Source organism: Rhodovulum visakhapatnamense (assembly GCF_004365965.1).
Taxonomy (GTDB): Bacteria; Pseudomonadota; Alphaproteobacteria; order Rhodobacterales; family Rhodobacteraceae; genus Rhodovulum; species Rhodovulum visakhapatnamense.
Genome location: NZ_SOEB01000010.1, coordinates 47055 through 65465, shown reverse-complemented (window position 1 = coordinate 65465; position 18411 = coordinate 47055). Strand labels below are relative to the sequence as shown.

General features: G+C 68.5%; 21 protein-coding genes. 10 read left to right on the top strand and 11 right to left on the bottom strand.

The window, feature by feature from the left end; translation table 11 throughout:
• Nucleotides 1-18: 18 nt before the first annotated feature.
• From EV657_RS10740 to EV657_RS10715, 6 genes are all read right to left on the bottom strand, one after another.
• Nucleotides 19-201, bottom strand: a complete 183-nt coding sequence (locus tag EV657_RS10740) for a Trm112 family protein (protein WP_075783888.1) — start codon at nt 199-201, stop codon at nt 19-21.
• A complete protein-coding gene (locus tag EV657_RS10735; protein WP_166673691.1) occupies nt 198-842 on the bottom strand; it encodes an LON peptidase substrate-binding domain-containing protein in 645 nt (214 codons plus the stop codon). Before EV657_RS10735 ends, EV657_RS10740 begins: the two co-directional genes overlap by 4 nt.
• A gap of 27 nt (nt 843-869) precedes the next feature.
• Nucleotides 870-1784 carry a thioredoxin gene (gene trxA / locus EV657_RS10730; RefSeq protein WP_113669142.1) on the bottom strand — a complete coding sequence of 305 codons (915 nt, stop codon included), beginning with the start codon at nt 1782-1784 and terminating at the stop codon, nt 870-872.
• Between the two features lie 73 nt (nt 1785-1857).
• Nucleotides 1858-2646 (bottom strand): exodeoxyribonuclease III, encoded by a 789-nt coding sequence (locus tag EV657_RS10725; protein WP_075783891.1) that lies wholly within the window; start codon nt 2644-2646, stop codon nt 1858-1860.
• 93 nt (nt 2647-2739) lie between these two features.
• Entirely contained in the window at nt 2740-3552 is an 813-nt protein-coding gene (locus tag EV657_RS10720) for a hypothetical protein (RefSeq protein ID WP_134077871.1), read from the bottom strand.
• A gap of 61 nt (nt 3553-3613) precedes the next feature.
• Nucleotides 3614-4300 (bottom strand): response regulator transcription factor, encoded by a 687-nt coding sequence (locus EV657_RS10715; RefSeq protein ID WP_134077870.1) that lies wholly within the window; start codon nt 4298-4300, stop codon nt 3614-3616.
• 154 nt (nt 4301-4454) lie between these two features.
• Between EV657_RS10715 and ribA the strand changes: the two genes are divergently transcribed.
• The 5 genes from ribA to EV657_RS10690 all read left to right on the top strand — a co-directional run bounded on the left by ribA (nt 4455) and on the right by EV657_RS10690 (nt 9238).
• On the top strand, nt 4455-5534 hold the full coding sequence (gene ribA, locus EV657_RS10710; RefSeq protein WP_134077869.1) for a GTP cyclohydrolase II: 1080 nt from the start codon (nt 4455-4457) through the stop codon (nt 5532-5534).
• Nucleotides 5535-5933: 399 nt separating this feature from the next.
• Nucleotides 5934-6395 carry an SAM-dependent methyltransferase gene (locus EV657_RS10705; RefSeq protein WP_113669139.1) on the top strand — a complete coding sequence of 154 codons (462 nt, stop codon included), beginning with the start codon at nt 5934-5936 and terminating at the stop codon, nt 6393-6395.
• The gene (locus EV657_RS10700) at nt 6392-7432 is read left to right on the top strand and encodes an iron ABC transporter substrate-binding protein (protein WP_243837554.1); all 1041 of its coding nucleotides are present in this window, start codon (nt 6392-6394) and stop codon (nt 7430-7432) included. Before EV657_RS10705 ends, EV657_RS10700 begins: the two co-directional genes overlap by 4 nt.
• Complete coding sequence (locus tag EV657_RS10695) at nt 7425-8417, top strand: FecCD family ABC transporter permease (protein ID WP_279587388.1); 993 nt, start codon at nt 7425-7427, stop codon at nt 8415-8417. The genes EV657_RS10700 and EV657_RS10695 overlap by 8 nt, the downstream gene beginning before the upstream one ends.
• Nucleotides 8405-9238 carry an ABC transporter ATP-binding protein gene (locus tag EV657_RS10690; RefSeq protein ID WP_134077868.1) on the top strand — a complete coding sequence of 278 codons (834 nt, stop codon included), beginning with the start codon at nt 8405-8407 and terminating at the stop codon, nt 9236-9238. Before EV657_RS10695 ends, EV657_RS10690 begins: the two co-directional genes overlap by 13 nt.
• Here the strand turns inward: EV657_RS10690 and EV657_RS10685 are convergent.
• Both EV657_RS10685 and EV657_RS10680 read right to left on the bottom strand, forming a co-directional pair.
• Nucleotides 9226-11313: a TonB-dependent receptor plug domain-containing protein gene (locus tag EV657_RS10685; RefSeq protein ID WP_134077867.1), complete on the bottom strand. Its 2088-nt coding sequence runs from the start codon at nt 11311-11313 to the stop codon at nt 9226-9228. The genes EV657_RS10690 and EV657_RS10685 overlap by 13 nt on opposite strands.
• A 295-nt stretch (nt 11314-11608) precedes the next feature.
• Nucleotides 11609-11917 carry an XRE family transcriptional regulator gene (locus EV657_RS10680; protein WP_134077866.1) on the bottom strand — a complete coding sequence of 103 codons (309 nt, stop codon included), beginning with the start codon at nt 11915-11917 and terminating at the stop codon, nt 11609-11611.
• A 125-nt stretch (nt 11918-12042) separates the two neighbouring features.
• On the opposite strand from EV657_RS10680, the gene EV657_RS22180 reads away from it, so the two are divergent.
• From EV657_RS22180 to EV657_RS10665, 4 genes are all read left to right on the top strand, one after another.
• Nucleotides 12043-12528 (top strand): recombinase family protein, encoded by a 486-nt coding sequence (locus EV657_RS22180; RefSeq protein WP_243837552.1) that lies wholly within the window; start codon nt 12043-12045, stop codon nt 12526-12528.
• A 230-nt stretch (nt 12529-12758) separates the two neighbouring features.
• The gene (locus tag EV657_RS22175) at nt 12759-13523 is read left to right on the top strand and encodes a recombinase family protein (protein WP_243837550.1); all 765 of its coding nucleotides are present in this window, start codon (nt 12759-12761) and stop codon (nt 13521-13523) included.
• Nucleotides 13524-13602: 79 nt separating this feature from the next.
• Nucleotides 13603-14496, top strand: coding sequence for a ParB/RepB/Spo0J family partition protein (locus tag EV657_RS10670; RefSeq protein WP_134077865.1), 894 nt, complete (start codon nt 13603-13605; stop codon nt 14494-14496).
• Nucleotides 14493-14927, top strand: coding sequence for a ParB N-terminal domain-containing protein (locus EV657_RS10665; RefSeq protein ID WP_134077864.1), 435 nt, complete (start codon nt 14493-14495; stop codon nt 14925-14927). Before EV657_RS10670 ends, EV657_RS10665 begins: the two co-directional genes overlap by 4 nt.
• Before the next feature lie 97 nt (nt 14928-15024).
• Here EV657_RS10665 and EV657_RS10660 read toward each other — a convergent pair whose 3' ends face one another.
• From EV657_RS10660 to EV657_RS10650, 3 genes are read right to left on the bottom strand one after another with little or no spacing between them, the layout of a single operon-like run.
• Nucleotides 15025-16569: a hypothetical protein gene (locus EV657_RS10660; protein ID WP_134077863.1), complete on the bottom strand. Its 1545-nt coding sequence runs from the start codon at nt 16567-16569 to the stop codon at nt 15025-15027.
• 59 nt (nt 16570-16628) lie between these two features.
• Nucleotides 16629-17324: a winged helix-turn-helix domain-containing protein gene (locus EV657_RS10655; protein WP_113669132.1), complete on the bottom strand. Its 696-nt coding sequence runs from the start codon at nt 17322-17324 to the stop codon at nt 16629-16631.
• 31 nt (nt 17325-17355) lie between these two features.
• The gene (locus EV657_RS10650) at nt 17356-17646 is read right to left on the bottom strand and encodes a hypothetical protein (protein ID WP_075787401.1); all 291 of its coding nucleotides are present in this window, start codon (nt 17644-17646) and stop codon (nt 17356-17358) included.
• A gap of 181 nt (nt 17647-17827) precedes the next feature.
• Between EV657_RS10650 and EV657_RS10645 the strand changes: the two genes are divergently transcribed.
• Nucleotides 17828-18277: a hypothetical protein gene (locus tag EV657_RS10645; RefSeq protein WP_134077862.1), complete on the top strand. Its 450-nt coding sequence runs from the start codon at nt 17828-17830 to the stop codon at nt 18275-18277.
• Nucleotides 18278-18411: the final 134 nt, after the last annotated feature.

Here is an 18411-nt window from a genome sequence, read left to right as displayed (position 1 = left end):
CAGACCCGGCGTGGCCGCTCAGTCGAGCCGCCGCGCCTCGTCGACCAGCATGATCGGAATCCCGCCGCGGATCGGAAAGGCCAGCCCGGCCGATTTCGACACCAGCTCCTGGCGGTCCGGATCATAGGCCAGCGGCCCGTGGGTCACCGGGCAGACCAGCGATTCGAGCATCTTCCGGTCGGCTTGGGTCACGTCGTTCATTGCATCTTCTCCTCGTCGTTGCCGCTTCGTAGGGCAAATTCGATGAGGGTCACAAGGGTTTCGCGCCGCGTCGAAAGTGACGGCGCCTCCAGCAGCGCCTGCTTGTCCTCGGGCGCGAAGGGGCAGAGCATCGACAGAGAGCTGATCAGCAACTCGTCCTCGGCCTCGCGCAGGCTGTCCCAGTCGGTCGAAAGACCGCGGCTGGCGAAGAACCGGCCGAGCAAGTTGAGAAAGGCCTCGCGGTCAAAGCCCGGATCGTCCTCCCCCGGCCCGAGATCGCGGCCGAACCCGTCCCAGGCCACTTCGGCGCGGATATAGGGCGTGAACCCGGCCTGATCGCGCGTCATCCGGAACCGCGAGATCCCGGACAGCGTGATCAGGTAGCGCCCGTCCTCGGTCTCGGAAAATGCCGTCACGCGCCCGGCGCAGCCGATCGCATGCAGCTTGCGCTCGTCCGAGCCGGGCACCTCGCGCGGCTGCACCATGCCGATCAGCCGATGCGGGGTCTTCAGCGTATCGTCAAGCATCGCCAGATAGCGCGGCTCGAAGATATGCAGGGGGAGCCGCGCCCGTGGCAGCAACAGCGCCCCTGGCAACGGGAAAACGGGAATGGTTTCGGGCAGGTCGACCGCTGAGAACATGCCCGAGAAGCTAGGCCGCGCCATCCGTCAGGCAAATATCATCGACGACAGTTTTCGGCGGCCTTTCAGGACGATGGGGTCCTGCGGCTTCAGCGCGTCGAAGATGGTGAAAAGCTGGGCTTTCGCGGCTCCGTCATTCCACTCGCGGTCGCGGCGGAACAGCTCCAGCAGTTCGTCCACCGCCGCCTCGACCTCGCCACCGGCATGCAGGGCCTTGGCCAGCTCGAATCGTGCCTGATGGTTGTCGGGGTCGTGATCGACCGCTGCCCGCAGCTCGGCCACCGGCCCGGCCTCGGCCGCCTGACGCGCCAGCGCGACCTGGGCGCGCGCGGCCTCGATCTCGGGCGCGCGGGCGATCTCGGGCTGCACCGCCTGCAGGAACTGTTCCGCCTGGTCGATCTCGCCCAGCGCCAGATGCGCGCGGGCGAGCCCGGCATAGGCGGGCGCGTTCTTCGGGTCCTCGCCGAGGATCGCGGCAAAGGTCTGCGCGGCCTCGACTGCGGCCCCTTCGGCCAGAAGCTCTTCGGCCGCGGCGACCGCTTCGGCCAGCCCGCCATCGCCCGCGATCGCCGCCACCCGGTCGACGAAAGCCTGCACCTCGGACCCGGGCAGAGCGCCCTGGAAGCCGTCGACCGGCTGGCCCTGATAGAAGGCATAGACCGTCGGGATCGACTGGATGCGAAGCTGCGCCGCGATGGTCTGGTTGCGGTCGACATCGACCTTGGCCATCCGCACCTTCCCGCCCGCCGCGGTCACCGCCTGTTCCAGCATCGGCCCCAGCGTCTTGCAGGGGCCGCACCAGGTTGCCCAGAAATCGACGATTACCGGCACCTCATGCGAGGCGTCGATCACGTCCGCCATGAAGGTCGCCTCGGTGACGTCCTTGATCAGGGCCTCAGAGGCCCCGCCCGTCCCAGCAGCCTTGCCACCCAGTTCCAGCATTGTCTCCGTCTCCGTCCGTCAGAGCGTTTCGCAATATATGAGGCGGTCCGCCGCAAAACCCAAGGGCGAAGGCCTAGAGATCGAACCGCGCCAGGACCGGCACGTGATCCGAGGGCTGGTCCCAGCCCCGCACCGGGCGCAGGATGCGGCTGTCCCCGGCCGCGCCCGCGATGTCGGGGGTCGCCCAGACATGGTCAAGCCGCCGCCCCTTGTCGGCCGCGTCCCAGTCGCGCGCCCGGTAGGACCACCAGGAATAAAGCTTGCCCTCGGGGATATGGGCGCGGGTCACGTCGACCCAGCCGCCCGCCTCTTGCGCCGCGGCCAGATGGTCGACCTCCACGGGCGTGTGGCTGACGATCTTCAGAAGCTGCTTGTGCGACCAGACATCGTCCTCGCCCGGCGCGATGTTGAGATCGCCGACCAGGATCGACCGTTCCGGGCGGCTGGCCCGGAAGGCGTCCCGCATTTCGGTGAGAAAGTCGAGCTTCTGGCCGAATTTCTCGTTGGCCGCGCGGTCGGGCACATCGCCGCCCGCAGGCACGTAGAAATTGTGCAGCAGAACGCCGTTTTCCAGCCGCGCCGCGACATGGCGGGCCTGACCGAGCCCTGCGAAATCGACCGATCCCGCATCCTCGAGCGGCAGCTTCGACAGGATCGCGACGCCGTTATAGCCCTTCTGCCCGCGCGCCACGACATGGGTGTAGCCGAGCGGCGCGAAGACCTCGAGCGGCAGCTTCTCGACCGGACACTTGCATTCCTGCAGGCAAAGGATGTCGGGCGCCTGCTCTTCCATCAGACGGGCGACCAGCGGGGCACGCAGCCGCACCGAATTGATGTTCCAGGTGGCAAGCGTGAAGGGCATCGGGGTCTCCTTGTCCGGACGGGCTTTGCGCGGGCGACGCGCCGGGCGCGACCCTAGACGGCAGCGCCCCGGGGCTCAAGCCGAAGCCTGCGCCTAGTCAGGGTCGCCGTTCTCGATCAGGACATAGGCCGAGGCGCCGGGCAGATAGCGCTGATGGGCGCAGCCCGCCTCGGTGCAGAAATCGCGATGGAGCCGCAGCCCCTCGCGGCAGGAGACATAGCCGAAATCGACCGACACCTCGGGATAATCGGACCCCGGCAGCGGCCGCTCGCGCACCGCCCCGGCCCCGATCTCGGTCCCGTCGCGACCCAGCGCCCGGCATTCGCGGTCGGTCCGCGCCTGCAGGGTCTCGTCAAGCGCGCGCCGCATTGCCGCCGGGTCTGGCCGCGCCGCATGGGGCGGCGGACAGCCTGCCAGCGCGGAATCGAGCGCCTGGGCCGCGCCGCTCAGGCGGAAATCGACCGGCGCGCCCTGATAATCGTACAGCACCAGCGTCGAACCGCTGCGCATCGCCGTCAGGAACTCGGCATCGGGGCGGGCCAGCGCAAGGCCCGCCTGCCCGGTCCAGGCAATCAGGAAATGCCGCTCGCCGATCTTGGCGGGACGTTCGAAACTGCCATCAGGCAAGGTGGTCCCGTCGGCCAGCACCCCCATTACCGGCTGTCCCTCGGGGCCGCAGGCGACCGCCAGTTCGGAAGACCCCTCGAACCCGACCTGATAGGCGCTGGGCACCTGCCAGGACTGCCAGCCGGGAAGCACGGACCAGTAGCCGGGAATGTCGGTCGCGGCCTCCGCGGCCGGACCGATCTGGCAAAGGGCATACAGAATGCCGAAAAAACAGGTCCATTGCCCCGACATGGCGCAAGAATTGCGCAACCTGCGCGCGGCCACAAGACCAAAAGCCACCGCTCCGGATGCGACAGGGGCGCCGACAGGGGCGCCGACAGGCACGCCGACCGGCCGGTCCTCAGGCAAACAGGCGGTAGCCGCCGGATTCGGTCACCAGCAACCGGGCATTGGACGGATCGGGCTCGATCTTCTGGCGCAGCCGGTAGATATGGGTTTCCAGCGTATGCGTCGTCACCCCCGCATTGTAGCCCCAGACCTCGTGCAGCAGCACATCGCGCGCCACCACGCCTTCCGAGGCGCGGTAAAGGAATTTCAGGATGTTGGTTTCCTTTTCGGTCAGGCGGATCTTGCGGTCGTCTTCGGTGATCAGCATCTTCATCGCGGGTTTGAAGGTATAGGGCCCCAGCTGGAACACCGCGTCCTCGGACTGTTCGTGCTGGCGCAGTTGCGCCCGGATACGGGCCAGCAGCACCGGAAACTTGAAGGGTTTGGTCACATAGTCGTTCGCGCCCGAATCGAGCCCCAGGATGGTGTCGGCATCGGTGTCATGGCCGGTCAGCATCAGGATCGGGCATTTGACCCCCTGCTTGCGCATCAGGCGGCACAATTCCCGCCCGTCGGTATCGGGCAGCCCCACATCGAGAATCACCAGATCGTAGATCGCCGCGCGCGCCTTCTCCATCGCCTCGACCCCGCTTCCGGCCTCGAAGACGTCAAAATCCTCCGTCATCACCAGCTGTTCGCTCAGCGCCTCGCGCAGGTCGGTCTCGTCGTCCACCAGAAGGATCTTTTTCAGAGTGCTCATCGGGTCCTCCGCAATCTCTTGGGCTCAGATGTCGCCGCCGTCGGATGGCTCAAGATTTGCGACAGGGTTCTCACGCAAGCGTGTGGCCGGGAAGGGAATTGTTTCAAATCCCCCGGAACTGTGGCTTAACCCGCCCGAAGGAAAGGAATGGCTCATGCGTCTTGGCCCCGGCAGCACCGAACGACTGGCCCGCGCCCGCGGCGATCTGAGGATGGGGGTCCCGGTCGTGGTCGGCCCGCTGGTCGTCGTCGCAGCCGAAACCCTGACGCCCGGGCGGCTGGACGCGCTGCGCGCGCTTGGCGGCAGGCCGGTTCTGGCGATCACCGCGCGCCGGGCCGAGACGCTCAAGGCGCGGCCCTATGACGGCGATCTGGCCCGGCTGCTGCTGCCGACCGAAGTCGGCACCGACTGGGTGCGCGCCGTGGCCGACCCGGCCGACGATCTCTCGAACCCGATGCTCGGCCCCTTCGCCTCGGCCCGGGGCGGCGACGCCGAGGCCCATCGCGCGGCCATCGCGCTGGCGAAATCGGCCCGGCTGCTGCCCGCGGTGCTGGCCGTCGAGGTGACCGCGCCCGACACCCTTGCCGGGGCCGAGGGACTGACCCGCGTCACCCTCGACGAGGCGGCGCTGGCCCGCGCCGAAGGCACCGCGCTGGCCGAGGTGGTCTCGGCCCGGGTGCCGCTTGAGGTGTCGAAGGCGGGACGGCTGCATGTCTTCCGCCCGGCCGATGGCAGCGAGGAACATTACGCGGTCGAGATCGGCACCCCGCCCCGTGGCGAACCGGTTCTGGCCCGGCTGCATTCGGCCTGTTTCACCGGCGATCTGCTGGGCAGTCTCAAATGCGATTGCGGCGCACAGCTTAGAACAGCGCTGGCGCAGATGGGGAAAGAGGGCGCGGGCGTGCTTTTGTACCTCAATCAGGAAGGACGCGGCATCGGGCTTGCCAACAAGATGCGGGCCTATTCGCTGCAGGATCAGGGCTTCGACACGGTCGAGGCCAATCACCGGCTGGGTTTCGAGGATGACGAGCGCGATTTCCGGATCGGCGCGGCGATCCTGCGCGAGATGGGGTTTTCGGCGGTGCGGTTGATGACCAACAACCCGACCAAGATCGAGATGATGCGCGCGCGCGGGATCGCGGTGACCGAACGTGTGCCGCTGAAGGTCGGTCACACGCCCGAGAATGCCCGCTATCTTGCCGTCAAGGCCGAGAAATCCGGACATCTGATGTGACCGGCGCCCCGCGGCGGCGGCAAAGACCCCCGGCCGGGTGAGGCCGCGCGGTCGTCCCGTCACAGGGCAAAGGCCGCGAAAAGCGCCACTGCTGCGGAGCGCATCCGCCGGGCCCTGCCGGTATGCGCCTCGGGTGGCCGGATGCCCAAAAATCAAGCAAACCCGCCGCCCCGGCCTGACAGGCCCCCGGACGCCGCAAAAGCGCCCTTGACCCTGCCGCCTTGCGCTTCGCTATATAGCCACACAACATATCGAATGGCGGGCCGTGTCGTTGGCAGGGCGGGCCTCGCCCGAACCGGCAGGACAGGCGGCAGGAGAGCGAAGCACGATGACGCAGAAAGACCATGACGGAATGGGCGGGGTCTTGTCGGCCCCCGTCGCCCGGGGGGAGCAACGTCCATGACCCTGATCGCCCCCGATCTCTTGCGCCCGCATGAGGAATGCGTAGCGGTGCCCGAGGCTTTCGATGCCGGTCTGTGGTTCATCGGCCGGATCCGCACGCCCTGGACGCAGCGGGCCGACTGCCCGAGGCGCGGCGATCCGGCGGGTGGCCCCGATTGCCGGATCGAGCTGGACGCCCGCTGGCTCTCGGCGCTGGACGGCGTCGCGGGCAAGGACCGGATGCAGGTCCTGTACTGGATGCACCTGTCGCGGCGCGATATCGTGCGGCAGAATCCCTTCTTCGGCGACGGCTCTCTTGGAACCTTCGCCCTGCGCTCGCCGCTTCGCCCGAACCCCATCGCCTCGTCACTTGTCCGGCTGTTGCACGTCGCGGGAAACGTCCTGACCGTGCGTGGCCTCGACTGCATCGACGGCACACCGCTGGTCGATCTCAAACCCGAATTCGGCATCCTGCCATGATGCGCCTTCGCCTGACCGCGCTGATGGCCGGGGCGCTTGCCCTGGCGGCGGCGGCACTGGCCGCCGAAACGCGCACGATCACCGACGCCACCGGCCGCCAGATCGAGGTGCCGGCCGACCCCAGGCGGGTCTTCGCGGCGGGCCCGCCGGCGGCGACGCTGCTTTACGCGCTGAAACCCGATGCCATGGTCGGCTGGCCGCGCGCGCCGGGCGCCGAGGACCTGCCTTTCCTGCGGCCCGAGACACGCGATCTGCCCGCGCTGGGCCGACTGACCGGCAAGGGCGACACGGTGAACCTCGAGGTCCTGTTGTCGGCCCGGCCCGACCTGATCGTCGATTACGGCACGGTGACCGCCACCTATCGCGACCTGGCCCGGCGGGTGCAGGCGCAGACCGGCACCCCCTATGCCCTGATCGACGGGTCCTTGCCGACGATCCCCGCCACCCTGCGCACGCTTGGCGACCTGCTGGCCGAGCCCGAGCGGGGCGAGACCCTGGCCGCCTATGCCGAGGCGACCTTCGCCGAGATCGACGCGATCCTGGCGGCCATTCCCGAGGACCGGCGCCCGAGCGTCTATCTGGCACGCGGCCCCGAGGGGATCGAGACGGCCGCGCGGGGCTCGATCAACGCCGAGATCATTGACCGCGTCGGTGGCCGGAACGTCGTTGCGGCCGGACCGGACGGCCTCGCCACGGTGTCGCCCGAACAGGTGCAGGCCTGCGCGCCCGAGGTGATCGTGACCATCGACGCGGATTTCGCGGCGCATGTCGGCACGATGCCCGAATGGCAGGGAATTCCGGCGGTGCGCGACGGGCGGGTCTATCTGGCACCGTCTGCGCCCTTCGGCTTCATCGACAGCCCGCCCTCAGTCAACCGTCTGATCGGGCTGAAATGGCTGGCAGACAAGCTGTATCCCGAAGAGGCCCGCATCGACATCGAGGCCGAGGTGGCCCGGTTCTACACGCTGTTTTACGGCGTGACGCCCGACCGGGCGGCGCTGGACGGGCTTCTGGGCGCCGGGCATCCGGGTGAGTGAGCGCGCGGCACCGCCGCTGCTGGCGCTGGGTCTGGCCGGCGCGCTGGCGGCAGGGGCGATGCTGGGGCCTTACCCGCTGTCGCCCGTCGATGTGGCCGACACGCTGATCGGCCGGCCGCCCGATCCGCAGGCGGCCATCGTGCTGTGGAACATCCGTCTGCCGCGGGTCGTGGCGGCGGCCCTGATCGGGGCCGCGCTGGCGGCGGCGGGCGCGGCCTATCAGACGGTCTTTCGCAACCCGCTGGTGGCGCCCGACATCCTGGGCGTGTCGCAGGGCGCGGGGCTGGGGGCGGTGCTGGGCATCCTGCTGGGGTTGCCGGTGCTGGCGATCCAGCTGATGGGCTTCGCCTTCGGGATCGGCACCATCGGGCTGGTCATGGCCATCGCGCTGGCGCTGCGCGGCCTGGGGCAGGTGCTGGTGGTCGTGCTGTGCGGCATGGCGGTCGCGGCCCTTGCCGGGGCGGGGATCTCGCTGGTCAAGCTGATGGCCGATCCCGACGACCAGTTGCCCGCGATCACCTTCTGGCTGATGGGCAGCCTTGCGGGGATCAAGCAGGCCGATGTCGCCGCGGCCCTGCCCGCGATCGTCGCGGGCCTTCTTCCGCTGATCGCGCTGCGCTGGCGGATCGGCCTGCTGGCGCTGGGCGATGACGAGGCGCGCACGCTGGGGGTCGAGGCCGGGCGGCTGCGGCTTCTGGTGATCCTGTCGGCGACGCTGGTGACCGCGGCGGCGGTATCGGTCGCGGGCGTGATCGGCTGGGTCGGGCTGATGGTGCCGCACATGGCGCGGCTGATCACCGGCCCGCGCTTCGACCGGCTGCTGCCGGTGGCGCTGGCGATGGGGGCCGCGCTGATGGTGCTGGTCGACGCGGCGGCCCGGAGCATCGCCCAGCAGGAGGTGCCGCTGGGCATTCTCACGGCGGTTCTCGGCGGGCCGCTGTTCCTGTGGCTGCTGGCACGGGGGGGACGGACATGGGCCGAGTGACGCCGCTGGTCGAGGCGCGCGGGCTGGCCGTGGGGCATGGCGGTCGGGTGCTCCTCGAAGAGGTGGGGCTTGGCCTTCACCGCGGGCGCATCCTTTGCCTTCTCGGGCCGAACGGGGTCGGCAAGACCACGCTTTTCCGCACGCTGCTGGGCCTGATGCCGCCGCTGGGAGGCGCGGTTTTTCTGGGCGGGCACCCGCTTTCGGACCTGAGCCGGGCCGAGATCGCCCAGCGGCTGGCCTATGTGCCCCAGACCCTGACGACACCCTTTGCCTGGCGCGCCCTCGATCTGGTCCTGATGGGGGCGGCGGCGCGGCTTGGCCCCTTCGCGCGGCCGGGTAGGGCCGAGATCGCGCGCGCCGAAGCGGCACTGGCCCTTCTGGGGATCGACGATCTCGGCCCGGTCGAGATCACGCGGCTGTCGGGCGGACAGCGGCAGATGGTGCTGATCGCCCGCGCCATCGCCCAGGGCGCCGAGGCCGTCGCGATGGACGAACCCACCGCCAGCCTCGATTTCGCCAACCGCATCCGCGTGGGCAAGGCGATCCAGGGGCTGGCCGCGCGCGGGATCGGCGTGCTGCTTTGCACCCATGACCCCGATCAGGCCGCCGATCTGGGCGACGAGGCGGTTCTGATCGAACCCGGCGGAATTCTGGCGGCGGGGCCTGCCGCAGAGGTCATGACCGCCGCGCGGATGACCCGTCTTTACGACATCCCGGTCCGCCGCGACGCCCTGCCCGGGGGCCGGCTGCATTTTTCCGGCCCCTCCGGGCGCGAGGACCAAGGCCCCGTCACCGGGGCCGCCGCCGGTCAGAACGTGTAGGCCGTGGTCAGGTAGAACGTCCGGCCTGCCTCGGGAAAGCCCTCGACCAGCTCGTAATTCTTGTCGAGGGCGTTCCGGACCCCGAAAACGATGCTGGCGCGGTCGCTGGCCTTCCACTCCATGTCGAGGCTGACCAGACCGAACCCGGCGTTCCGGGTATAGGACACGTCGGTCGGATCGGCCGGCTGGATCGCGCTGTCGGAAAGCCGCGAGCTGGACAGTTCCAGCGACGGCGCGATCGAGAAGCTGCCGGTCGCCTGCCAGTCGAGCCGCAGATAGGCGCTGTGGCGCGGCGTGTCCGTGGCCTTCAGGCCGGGGCGGACCGGGTCGGTGATGTCGCGGTCGAGATAGGTGTAGTTGGCCGACAGGGCCAGACTGCCGGTCAGGTCGGTGCGGGCGCCGATCTCGAAGCCCGCATAGGTCCCGTCGCCGACATTCTGGTTCTGCGACAGGCCGACCCCGACGTTCAGCGACTGGATCGTGTCGTCGATCTCGCTGTAGAACAGCGCGGTCTCGACCGCGACCGGCCCCAGATCGCCGCGATAGCCGACCTCGGCGGTCAGCGCGCGCTCGGCATCGAGGTCAGGGTTCGGCACGGCGGTTCCGAAGCGGGTGCTGTAGCGCTCGAAGAGGGTCGGAAAGCGGGTCCGCGACGACAGGCTGGCATGGTATTCGCCGCCCGCCCCGGGCGTCCAGATCGCCGCCAACTGCCAGTTCACGGCGTTCGACGACCCGACCGGATCGCCGTAATCGGTGCGGGTGCGGCTTGCCGACAGAACCTCGGCCCTATCGAAGCTGAGCCCGCCCACGAGGCTCAGATCCTCGCGCATCTGAAAGCGGTCCTCGAGGGCGAAGGACAGGGTCCGTTCCCGGCTGGTCTCGGTCGGGTCGGGGATACTGTTGATGTCGGGGCGCGACAGCTGGATGTCGCGGTGCCGGTCATAGCGGTAGTGAAACGCCGATGTCAGCGTGTTCCGCTTGCCGATATCCGAGCCAAGCTCGAGGGTCCCGCCCCAGGCGGTGTCGTCATAGGTGCTGTCGAAGGCCCGCCCGACGGTCTGGCTGCTATGGGTGTAGTCGTCATAGGCCGACAGCACATTGTCGAACTGGTGGTGGAAGAGCTTGGTCTTCAGCCAGGCGCCGCCCCCCAGGTCGGTGGTCGAATAGAAGGTCAGCCCCTCGAGATCCCATTCCGGCCATTCCCAGTCGCGCTGATAGCTGGCGCCGACCGGCAGCGGCGCGGGCGTGATGCCCCGCACCGGCTGATCGACATTGTAGGGGGCGTTCTTCGAGCCCTCCTGCCGGGTATAGCTCAGCACGTATTCGTCGGTCGGATTGGGGGTAAAGCCGAATTTCAGGTTCAGGCGGCTGTCCTCGCTGTCGGAATAGTCGCGATGTCCCGCCCCCTGAACGTCCGTCGGCGTGTAGTCGCGCGACAGGTAGTACCCGTCATTGTCGCGCGTGAGGTAGCTGCCCTGCACGAAGAACCGGTCCATCCGGCTGCCCAGCGACAAATACCCGTTGCGGGTCGTCATGTCGCCGCGGTTGCCGGCTTCCAGCCCGACCCGTGCCTCGCCCTCGAAGACTTCGGTCGGTTGCCGCGTGACCAGGTTGATCGCGCCGCCCATGCCGCCCGGCCCGTTCAGCACCGAGACATAGCCCTTCTGGATCTGGGTTTCCGCAAGATCCGGCGTCAGGAAGCGCCCGAAGTCGAGCCGGTTGTCCGCGGGCAGGTAGACGCGGATCCCGTCGACGTAAAGCGGCACCTGAAAGCGGTCGAAGCCGCGCACGAAGATCAGCCGCTCGTTGCGCGATCCGCCGGTATTGCCGACCGAGACGCCGGGCAGCGTGCGCAGCGCGTCGTCCAGCGTGGCGCGGTTGGTGCGCTTGATCTCTTCGGCGCCGACCGTGCGGCTGGTGCCGCCCTGAGCGGCCTCGCCGGACGACCGGACGACGATCTCGCCCAGCGCGAAGACCTCGTCCGGCCCGTCCGAGGACTGCTGGGCAAGGGCCGGAAGGCCGAAACCGCACGATACCAGACAGCCGGTTCGCACCAGCCGTAGAAGCAATGACATGTCTGTCCCCCAAGTCTTGCAGACGCCGCCGCATGGCGGGGTTGCCGATTCGCTATATCGTCAAACTATATAACGTTAACGATTGTGACAGCCCTGTGCCGCGCACCGGAGACCGAAGCGGGTCCGATGCCCGCCGCCAGAGCAGATGCGTCCTGCAGTGCCCATCTGCAGGGCGCCTTGCTGACGGCGGCCCCGGTGGAACGCCAGGCGAGACCTCGGGGCTCGGCCATGGCCCGGTTCCTTGGACCCCGGGCCGCCCGCGCCTGAGGGTCCGCCACCGCGTCCCTGCAATCGTTTAGCGCATCTCGGGATCGGCATCGTCATAGCGACCGGCCCCTATCAGGACCATGTGGAACACCATGTCCGAATGCCTGGCCAGCAGGATCAGAGGGGCTCCGCTGGGCCCGCGCTCTCCGGCGAACCAGTATTCCACGGTCCGCTCGCTTGCCCCGGTCCAGCGCATCGCCGTCTTGATCGCGCGATGGCCAGAGCCAAGCTCAGGCCGCAACGCCATGGCCAGCGTCCCGCGATAGCCGACCGTTTCCGGGCGAAGCTGCACAATTGTGTCCTTCTCCGGCACACCTGTGCCCATCTTGATCCGCATCTCTGCATCCTCCTCCGACAAGACTTCGCGAAGGACATGAGAGACGGCCGTTCGGACTGGCGCCCAATCCTCGGAAAAGGGCCAGTTGCCGGGATCGGCCCGAATGATCGTATCGGGAGGCGGGCGTGGCCCGGGCAAGTCGAGCCAATTCCGAGAAGCCCGACCGCCTGCTGGCGGCGGACTGCGTCCGGATGCCGACCGAGCATCAGCAATACTCCACCCGGAACCAGACGCAGACCATCCGCGACTGCGCCTGGCGGCACGGCATCAGGATTGTCAGAACCTATTCGGACGGCGCGAAAAGCGGGCTGGTCATCGGCGGCAGGATGGCCCTGCAGCAGATGATCGCCGACGTCGACTCCGGCGTGGCCGAATTCAGCGCGATTCTCGTCTATGATGTCCCCCGCTGGGGGCGATTCCAGGACATCGATGAATCGGCCTATGACGAATACCGCTGCCGGAAGGCCGGCATGCAGGTCGCCTATTGCGCGGAGCTGTTCGAAAACGACGGATCGCCGACCTCCACCATCGTGAAAAGCGTCAAGCGGGCCATGGCCAGCGAATACAGCCGCGAGCTGTCGGTCAAGGTTTCGCGGGCCAATGCCGCCTGATCGAGCTGGGGTACCGGCAGGGGCGGCCCGGCGGGCGTCGGGTTGCGCCGCGCCCTGCCCAGTGACCGTGGCGAGGTGAAGACTGACCTGAACCGCGGCGCGCACAAGAGCCTTCAAACCGATCGCGTCGTCCCGGTTCCGGGACCGGATGAGGCGGTTCGGACGGTGCGCGGGATCCAGGACCGCTTTCTCAAGCAAGGCGCGACACAGAGGACGAGATCGCGGCCGAGTTGAACGCGCGCGGCATCCTCACCGATCTGGGGCGGGCCTGGACCCGCGCGACCGTCCGTCAGATCCTGACCAATGAGAAATACTTCGGCAACAACGTCTGCAATCGCCGATCCCTCGAATTGAAACGCAAGCGGGTCGCCAACGGCCCGGAGATGTGGATCCGTTCGGACGGCGCCTTCGATGCCATCGTCGAGCCGAAACAGTTTCAGAAGGCTCAGGCCATCATCGCGGCGCGCAACCGTCGCTTCTCGGATGAGGAGAAGCTGGAGCGCCCGACCCGGTTGCTCCAGCGTCATGGGTGCATTTCCGGGCCGGTGATCGACGACGCAGATGGGATGCCCTCCAGCGGCGCCTGTGCCCATCGCTTCGGCAGCCTGCGCAGGGCCTACTTCCTTGTCGGGTTCACCCCGGATCGCGACCATCGCTGCATCGAAGCCAACCGCGTGTTGCGGCAATTTCACGGCAACGAGATTAAGCGCGTGATCCACGAAATCGCCCTGCTTGGCGGTGCCGTGATCAGGAACCCTGCGACGGACCTGCCGACCATCAACAGCGCATTCACGGCATCCGTCGTCGTCGCCCGCTGTCGCGAAACGTCCTCGGGCGGCTTGCGCCGGAAGATCCGCTTCGACACCGGCCTCGCGCCGGACATCACCATAGCCATCCGGATGAATCGCACGAATACCCGCGCGCTCGATTACGACCTGCTTCCGCAATTCCAGATGCGGAGCAACCTCTTGGGCTTGCCGCGGAAAACGGCCTGATGCTGGACGCCGTCCGGTTCGAGACGCTCGACCCTTTCTTCGACATGGCCCGGCGCGTTCCGGTTTCCGCGGTCTCGCCATGGTGAGGCAGACCGAAGCCGGGGCCGAGGTGCAGACCGTTCCGATCGCTGCGATCACCGGGGAAAATCCTCGCGCGCGGTCGGAAAAGACCTTTCGCGCAACGGTGGACAGTATCGGCAAGGTGGGGCTGAAGAAGCCGATCACCGTCGCGCGGGATGACACGGCGTCAGGGAATGCCTGTCGCCTGGTCTGCGGACGGGGCCGGATGGAGGCCTATGTTGCACTTGGCGGAACCCACATCCCGGCCATCGTGGTGGACGCGACCGAGGTCGACAGGCTTCTGCGCAGCGTGATCGAGACCGTCGCCCGCCGCCAGCAGCGGCCGCTCGAGCTGTTGCAGGACATCGCCACCCTCAGGAACCGCAAATATTCGGACCAGGAGATGGCCGAAAAGACCGGGCTGTCCCAGTCCTGCATCCAGGAAACCGGCGAGCTGATCGCCAACGGCGAGGAGCGGTTGCCGATTGCGGTCGAGACCGGTCAGATGCCCCTCAGTGTTGCACTGTATATCATCCGGGCGGAAGAGAAGGATGTGCAGAAGGCGCTGGAGGCAGCCTATGCCTCGGGTGAATTGCGGGGCAAGAAGCTGCTGGAAGCGCGGCGGCTGGTGGAACTGCGCCACCGGCATGGCAAGAAAGACGGTGCCACACGCACAAAACGATCTGGGGTGCGGATGACATCGGCGGCGATGGTCAGGGCCGATCGTGTCGGGGCGGAACGCCAGCAGGACATGATCCGCAGGGCGCAGGCGACGCGCGGCCACCTGCTGTTCCTCGACGCGGCGTTCCAGTCCGCGCTCGGGGACGAGACCTTCCTGACCCTGCTTCGCGCCGAGGGGCTCGACTCGCTGCCGACCATCATCGTCGAGGGACTGAAGGGCCCCCGGACATGACCGATCCGGGCAAAAGGTCCCCGCCCCGGGGGCCGGGTTTCGAGCCGACCCTGCATCCGATTGCGACCGCCGCCATCCTGCCGGTCAAGCATTTGCCGACATCCTTTCCCAAGGGTCGGAAATACGCCCAGATCGCCGCATCGATCCGCGAGGCGGGCCTGATCGATCCGCTCGGGGTCGCGCGCGCCCGGGACCAGGACGGCACCTTCATCCTGCTCGACGGTCATGTCCGGCTGCATGTCCTGAAAGAGATCGGCCATCCGGCGACCGAAGACACCGACTGGCGCGCCGTGGCGCCTCTGCGCAGGCACCAGCCGAAGGTCCTCCGAGATCACAAGAATTGCCCTGAGCGGACGGCGCTCGCCCGCCCCTTACGATCCAGGCGGCAATTGACCGGCTTGTTCCGCGTTGCAGACCGCAGAGGGCGTTGATTTCCATGCCCCCTTTCGGATCGACCTCGATGAGCTCAGGCTGACGCCTCTCCAAGGGCATAGAACGGGACAGATGCAACCCATGGGCCGAACGGCCTCAGGGCATGATCAGATAGGGCCGTCCGGGTTGAAGCCGTTCGATCTGGTAGACGCCCTCGCCGACCTCGGGCGGCAGGGTGCGGGTGTTGCCGTCATGGCCGATCCGGGTCCAGCCTGTCAGCGCCCCGGCCCCGTCATACTCGGCGCGGTCGGTCCAGGGGGCCGACCAGAACAGCAGCGGATCGTAATAGACCCCGCGCCCCATCGCGTCATAATCGATCGACACCAGCCGCATGCCGCCCGCCCCCGAGGTCGCGTAGGTGCGGTTCTGGTGATCGGGGAAGAACACCGTCACGAAGGCGGGGGCGCTGTCATTGACCCCGTTCGAGGCAAAGACCCCGATCTCGACCCGCGACTGGCGGCGGTTGTGATAGCCGCTGCGGTCGCGGGTGATCGCCGTCTTCGGATCGTGCCAGGCGACCCGGATGCGCGCGCGGCTGCCGTCGGGGTCGAGCGGCTCGATCCAGACCCGGGCCGGATCGCCCTGCAGCAGCGCCCAGGTGAAGGTCAGCTTGCGGCCGTTCGGATCGCGGGTTTCGGCGGCACTGACGGTCATCTCGCGCGACCAGCCGAAGTTGCGCCAGATCCGGGCGATGGCGCCTTCGGTGTCGAACAGCCGCTCGGACAGCCGCGCCAGCCCCTCGGCCTCGCCGAAACCGTCCTGCTCGACCCGAAGCCGCACCATCGGCGGGATCGCGTCGGGCCGCATCGCCGCCGCCTCGGCCATCATCCGCCCGGGGCGCAGCGCGTCGCCCTCGAAGACCACCGGATGGGCGATGCCGCTGAGATAGGCCTCGCGGCTGCGCACCGGGGCATAGCTGCGGCGCAGGATCATCTGCAGCGTCGGCGCCATCAGCCGGGTGTCGCGCAGCGCCGCGAAGGTTTCGGGCGGGAAGGCCGCCAGCGTCATCGCCAGCGCGGCCAGGAAGGGCTGGTCGGACCCCGACGAGCCCTGGCTGATCAGCATGTAGGGCCAGTTCGCGGGATAGCGGTCGGCCTCGTCATGGTCGCGGTGTTCGGGATAGACGTAAAGGTGGTTGTTCTCGTAGAGCCGCGCGCTTTGCGCGGGCCCGTCTTCCGAGGTCATCGCCAGCCGGGGCAGGCTGCGCTGGGCCGGCCCTGACGTGACCGAGGTCGAGGAATTGCCGAAGACGACGGCCGGCAGCAGGATCTTGCCCGCCAGCCCGTAATCGGCCCCCGCCTTGCGCAACGGGTCGCCATAGGTCAGGCGGGTCAGCCGCGGGAAGAGGTCCCCGGGCAGGGTGGAATGGCCCCGGTCGCGATTGTCGTAAAGCACGCCCTCGAAGCCGTTCACCGCCTGCTGCCCGGCCAGATGGCGCAGCACCTGCCCGCCCGAGCGCAGCCCCCGGCCGCCCACCAGCGGCAAGGTCTCGTCCTGCGGCGGCAGCGTGAGCCCCATCGCAAGATAGGTGCCCTGCGCCGCCTCGACCAAGGCCGAGCGCGCCAGCACGACCTCTTCAGCAGCAAGCCGCAGCGGCAAAAGACAGACCATCAGGCACAGGGCAACGAAACCGATACGCATGGGCCGATCCTGCCCAAGCCGGGCGCGCGGGTCCAGTGCCGACCGCGCGGGCCGCGCATTCAGGTCATCCGGATCACGTCCCTGTCGATGGCCAGCACATAGCCGCGCCGGGCCACGTTGCGCACCAGAAGCTCGCTGACGATCTGGTTGCCCAGCGAATCGCGCAGCCGCTTGATCCGGGTCGCGCCCGCGGCCTCGTCGCAATCCTCGGGGCGGCGGCCCGAGACGGTGGCCTCGATCTCGGCGCCCGACAGGATGTCATCGTCCATTCGCGCCTCGGCCAGCACCGACAGGGTCTCGATGGCCGCCTCGGTCAGCCGGAACGCCATGTCGTTCAGCATCACCGTGTTCTCGGCCCGGCTGATCACCAGCGACGAGACCCGGATGCCCGCGCGCTCGATTTCCGACATGCGGCGGTTCAGCGTGACGATGGTGAAGAGAAACACCAGCGCCGCGACCAGAAGCGCGGTCGAAAAGACCAGCAGCACGAAGATCACCATCCGGTAGGACGCCAGCACGTCGGAAAAGGCGGTGCCCGACTGGGCGAGGATCTCCAGAAGCTTCACCTCGGCGCCCGAGCGCAGCGCGTCGTTCTCGACGAAGATCCGCTCGACCCGGGCATTGAAGGCATTGGCGTCGGGCAGGTTCAGAAACAGCAGGACCGCAGCCCCCAGGAGGATGGCGACGATGGCCAGAAGACCGGCCGCCACGACCCGCCCGGCCTGCAGCGGGCGGCGCTTCGGCGGCGCGCTCACCTATCGGTCCTTTCCGGCCTGCCGCCCATCGTCAGTATTTCAGGAAGAAGCCATTGGCGCTGGCCTTGCGGTCGCCCAGCCCCTCGGCCCCGAAGATCGACATGACGTTCAGAAGCTGCCAGCCCCCCCGCCGGATCCGCCGGTCGATCTCGCGCGCGGCGGCGTCGCGGCTGCCGCAGGCCGCGTCGGGCAGCTCGATCACGCCGTAATGCAGCTTCAGCGGATTGTCCTGCTTGGCCTTGTAATCGGCATAGCAGGCGGCCGAGGCGGGCCCGCTGAGGGCGGCAAGCACAAGGCAGGCGAGGATCGGGCGCAGGATCATGGGCCGGAGCATGGTCCAGGCGGCAGCGCTATTCAATGACAACCGTCAGCCCCCTGCAGAAAGGCCCGCGGTTATCCGATAGCAGGCCCGCGTTATTGCGCGGCGGCCGGCCGGGGACCGAGCCTGCGCACATCGACAGGCGGCGGATGTCCCGCCGCGCCCGGATGCAAAGGACCAGATCATGAGACACCGCATCTTCGCCCCGCTTCTTGCCGCCGCGCTGGCATTTGGCACGGTCGGGGTCACCCCCGCCCGCGCCGCCGACGGATCGGATGTCGCCAAGGCCCTGCTGGGGGCGACCGCGCTGTTCGTCATCGTGAACGGGATCGACCGTCACACCGGCAAGGCAGGACGGCACGACCGGCGCCACGTCGCGCCCGCGCCGCCGCAGCGGGCCGACCGCTACGCACCCGACCGCCGCCACGCCGCCCGCTCGATTCCCGCCCGCTGCATCAGCCGGGTCGAGACCCGGCACGGCGCGCGCCCGGTCGCCTCGGGCCGCTGCCTGCGGCAGGCCGGGCTGCGGAACCTTCCCCACCACTGCGCGCTGCCCGGCCGGGGCAAGCGCGATGTCTACGCCATGAACTGCCTCGCCGACACCGGCTACCGGATCGCACCCCGGCGCCGCTGACCGTCCGGAAGGGGGCGTGTCGGGGCACCGGCGGGCAGGGCGCGGGCCGGGGGTAAGGCCCGTGCCGGGGGCGGAGGGAAACGAGGCACCCTCCGCCCCAACGTTTCGCCGTTTCGGTGGCTTCCGGCCACGGT

Coding starts and splice junctions, on each gene's coding strand:
- EV657_RS10740 (WP_075783888.1), bottom strand. CDS start 201: ATGAACGACGTGACCCAAGCCGACCGGAAGATGCTCGAATCGCTGGTC.
- EV657_RS10735 (WP_166673691.1), bottom strand. CDS start 842: ATGTTCTCAGCGGTCGACCTGCCCGAAACCATTCCCGTTTTCCCGTTG.
- trxA (WP_113669142.1), bottom strand. CDS start 1,784: ATGCTGGAACTGGGTGGCAAGGCTGCTGGGACGGGCGGGGCCTCTGAG.
- EV657_RS10725 (WP_075783891.1), bottom strand. CDS start 2,646: ATGCCCTTCACGCTTGCCACCTGGAACATCAATTCGGTGCGGCTGCGT.
- EV657_RS10715 (WP_134077870.1), bottom strand. CDS start 4,300: ATGAGCACTCTGAAAAAGATCCTTCTGGTGGACGACGAGACCGACCTG.
- ribA (WP_134077869.1), top strand. CDS start 4,455: ATGCGTCTTGGCCCCGGCAGCACCGAACGACTGGCCCGCGCCCGCGGC.
- EV657_RS10705 (WP_113669139.1), top strand. CDS start 5,934: ATGACCCTGATCGCCCCCGATCTCTTGCGCCCGCATGAGGAATGCGTA.
- EV657_RS10700 (WP_243837554.1), top strand. CDS start 6,392: ATGATGCGCCTTCGCCTGACCGCGCTGATGGCCGGGGCGCTTGCCCTG.
- EV657_RS10690 (WP_134077868.1), top strand. CDS start 8,405: ATGGGCCGAGTGACGCCGCTGGTCGAGGCGCGCGGGCTGGCCGTGGGG.
- EV657_RS10685 (WP_134077867.1), bottom strand. CDS start 11,313: ATGTCATTGCTTCTACGGCTGGTGCGAACCGGCTGTCTGGTATCGTGC.
- EV657_RS10680 (WP_134077866.1), bottom strand. CDS start 11,917: ATGCGGATCAAGATGGGCACAGGTGTGCCGGAGAAGGACACAATTGTG.
- EV657_RS10670 (WP_134077865.1), top strand. CDS start 13,603: ATGGTGAGGCAGACCGAAGCCGGGGCCGAGGTGCAGACCGTTCCGATC.
- EV657_RS10665 (WP_134077864.1), top strand. CDS start 14,493: ATGACCGATCCGGGCAAAAGGTCCCCGCCCCGGGGGCCGGGTTTCGAG.
- EV657_RS10660 (WP_134077863.1), bottom strand. CDS start 16,569: ATGCGTATCGGTTTCGTTGCCCTGTGCCTGATGGTCTGTCTTTTGCCG.
- EV657_RS10650 (WP_075787401.1), bottom strand. CDS start 17,646: ATGATCCTGCGCCCGATCCTCGCCTGCCTTGTGCTTGCCGCCCTCAGC.
- EV657_RS10645 (WP_134077862.1), top strand. CDS start 17,828: ATGAGACACCGCATCTTCGCCCCGCTTCTTGCCGCCGCGCTGGCATTT.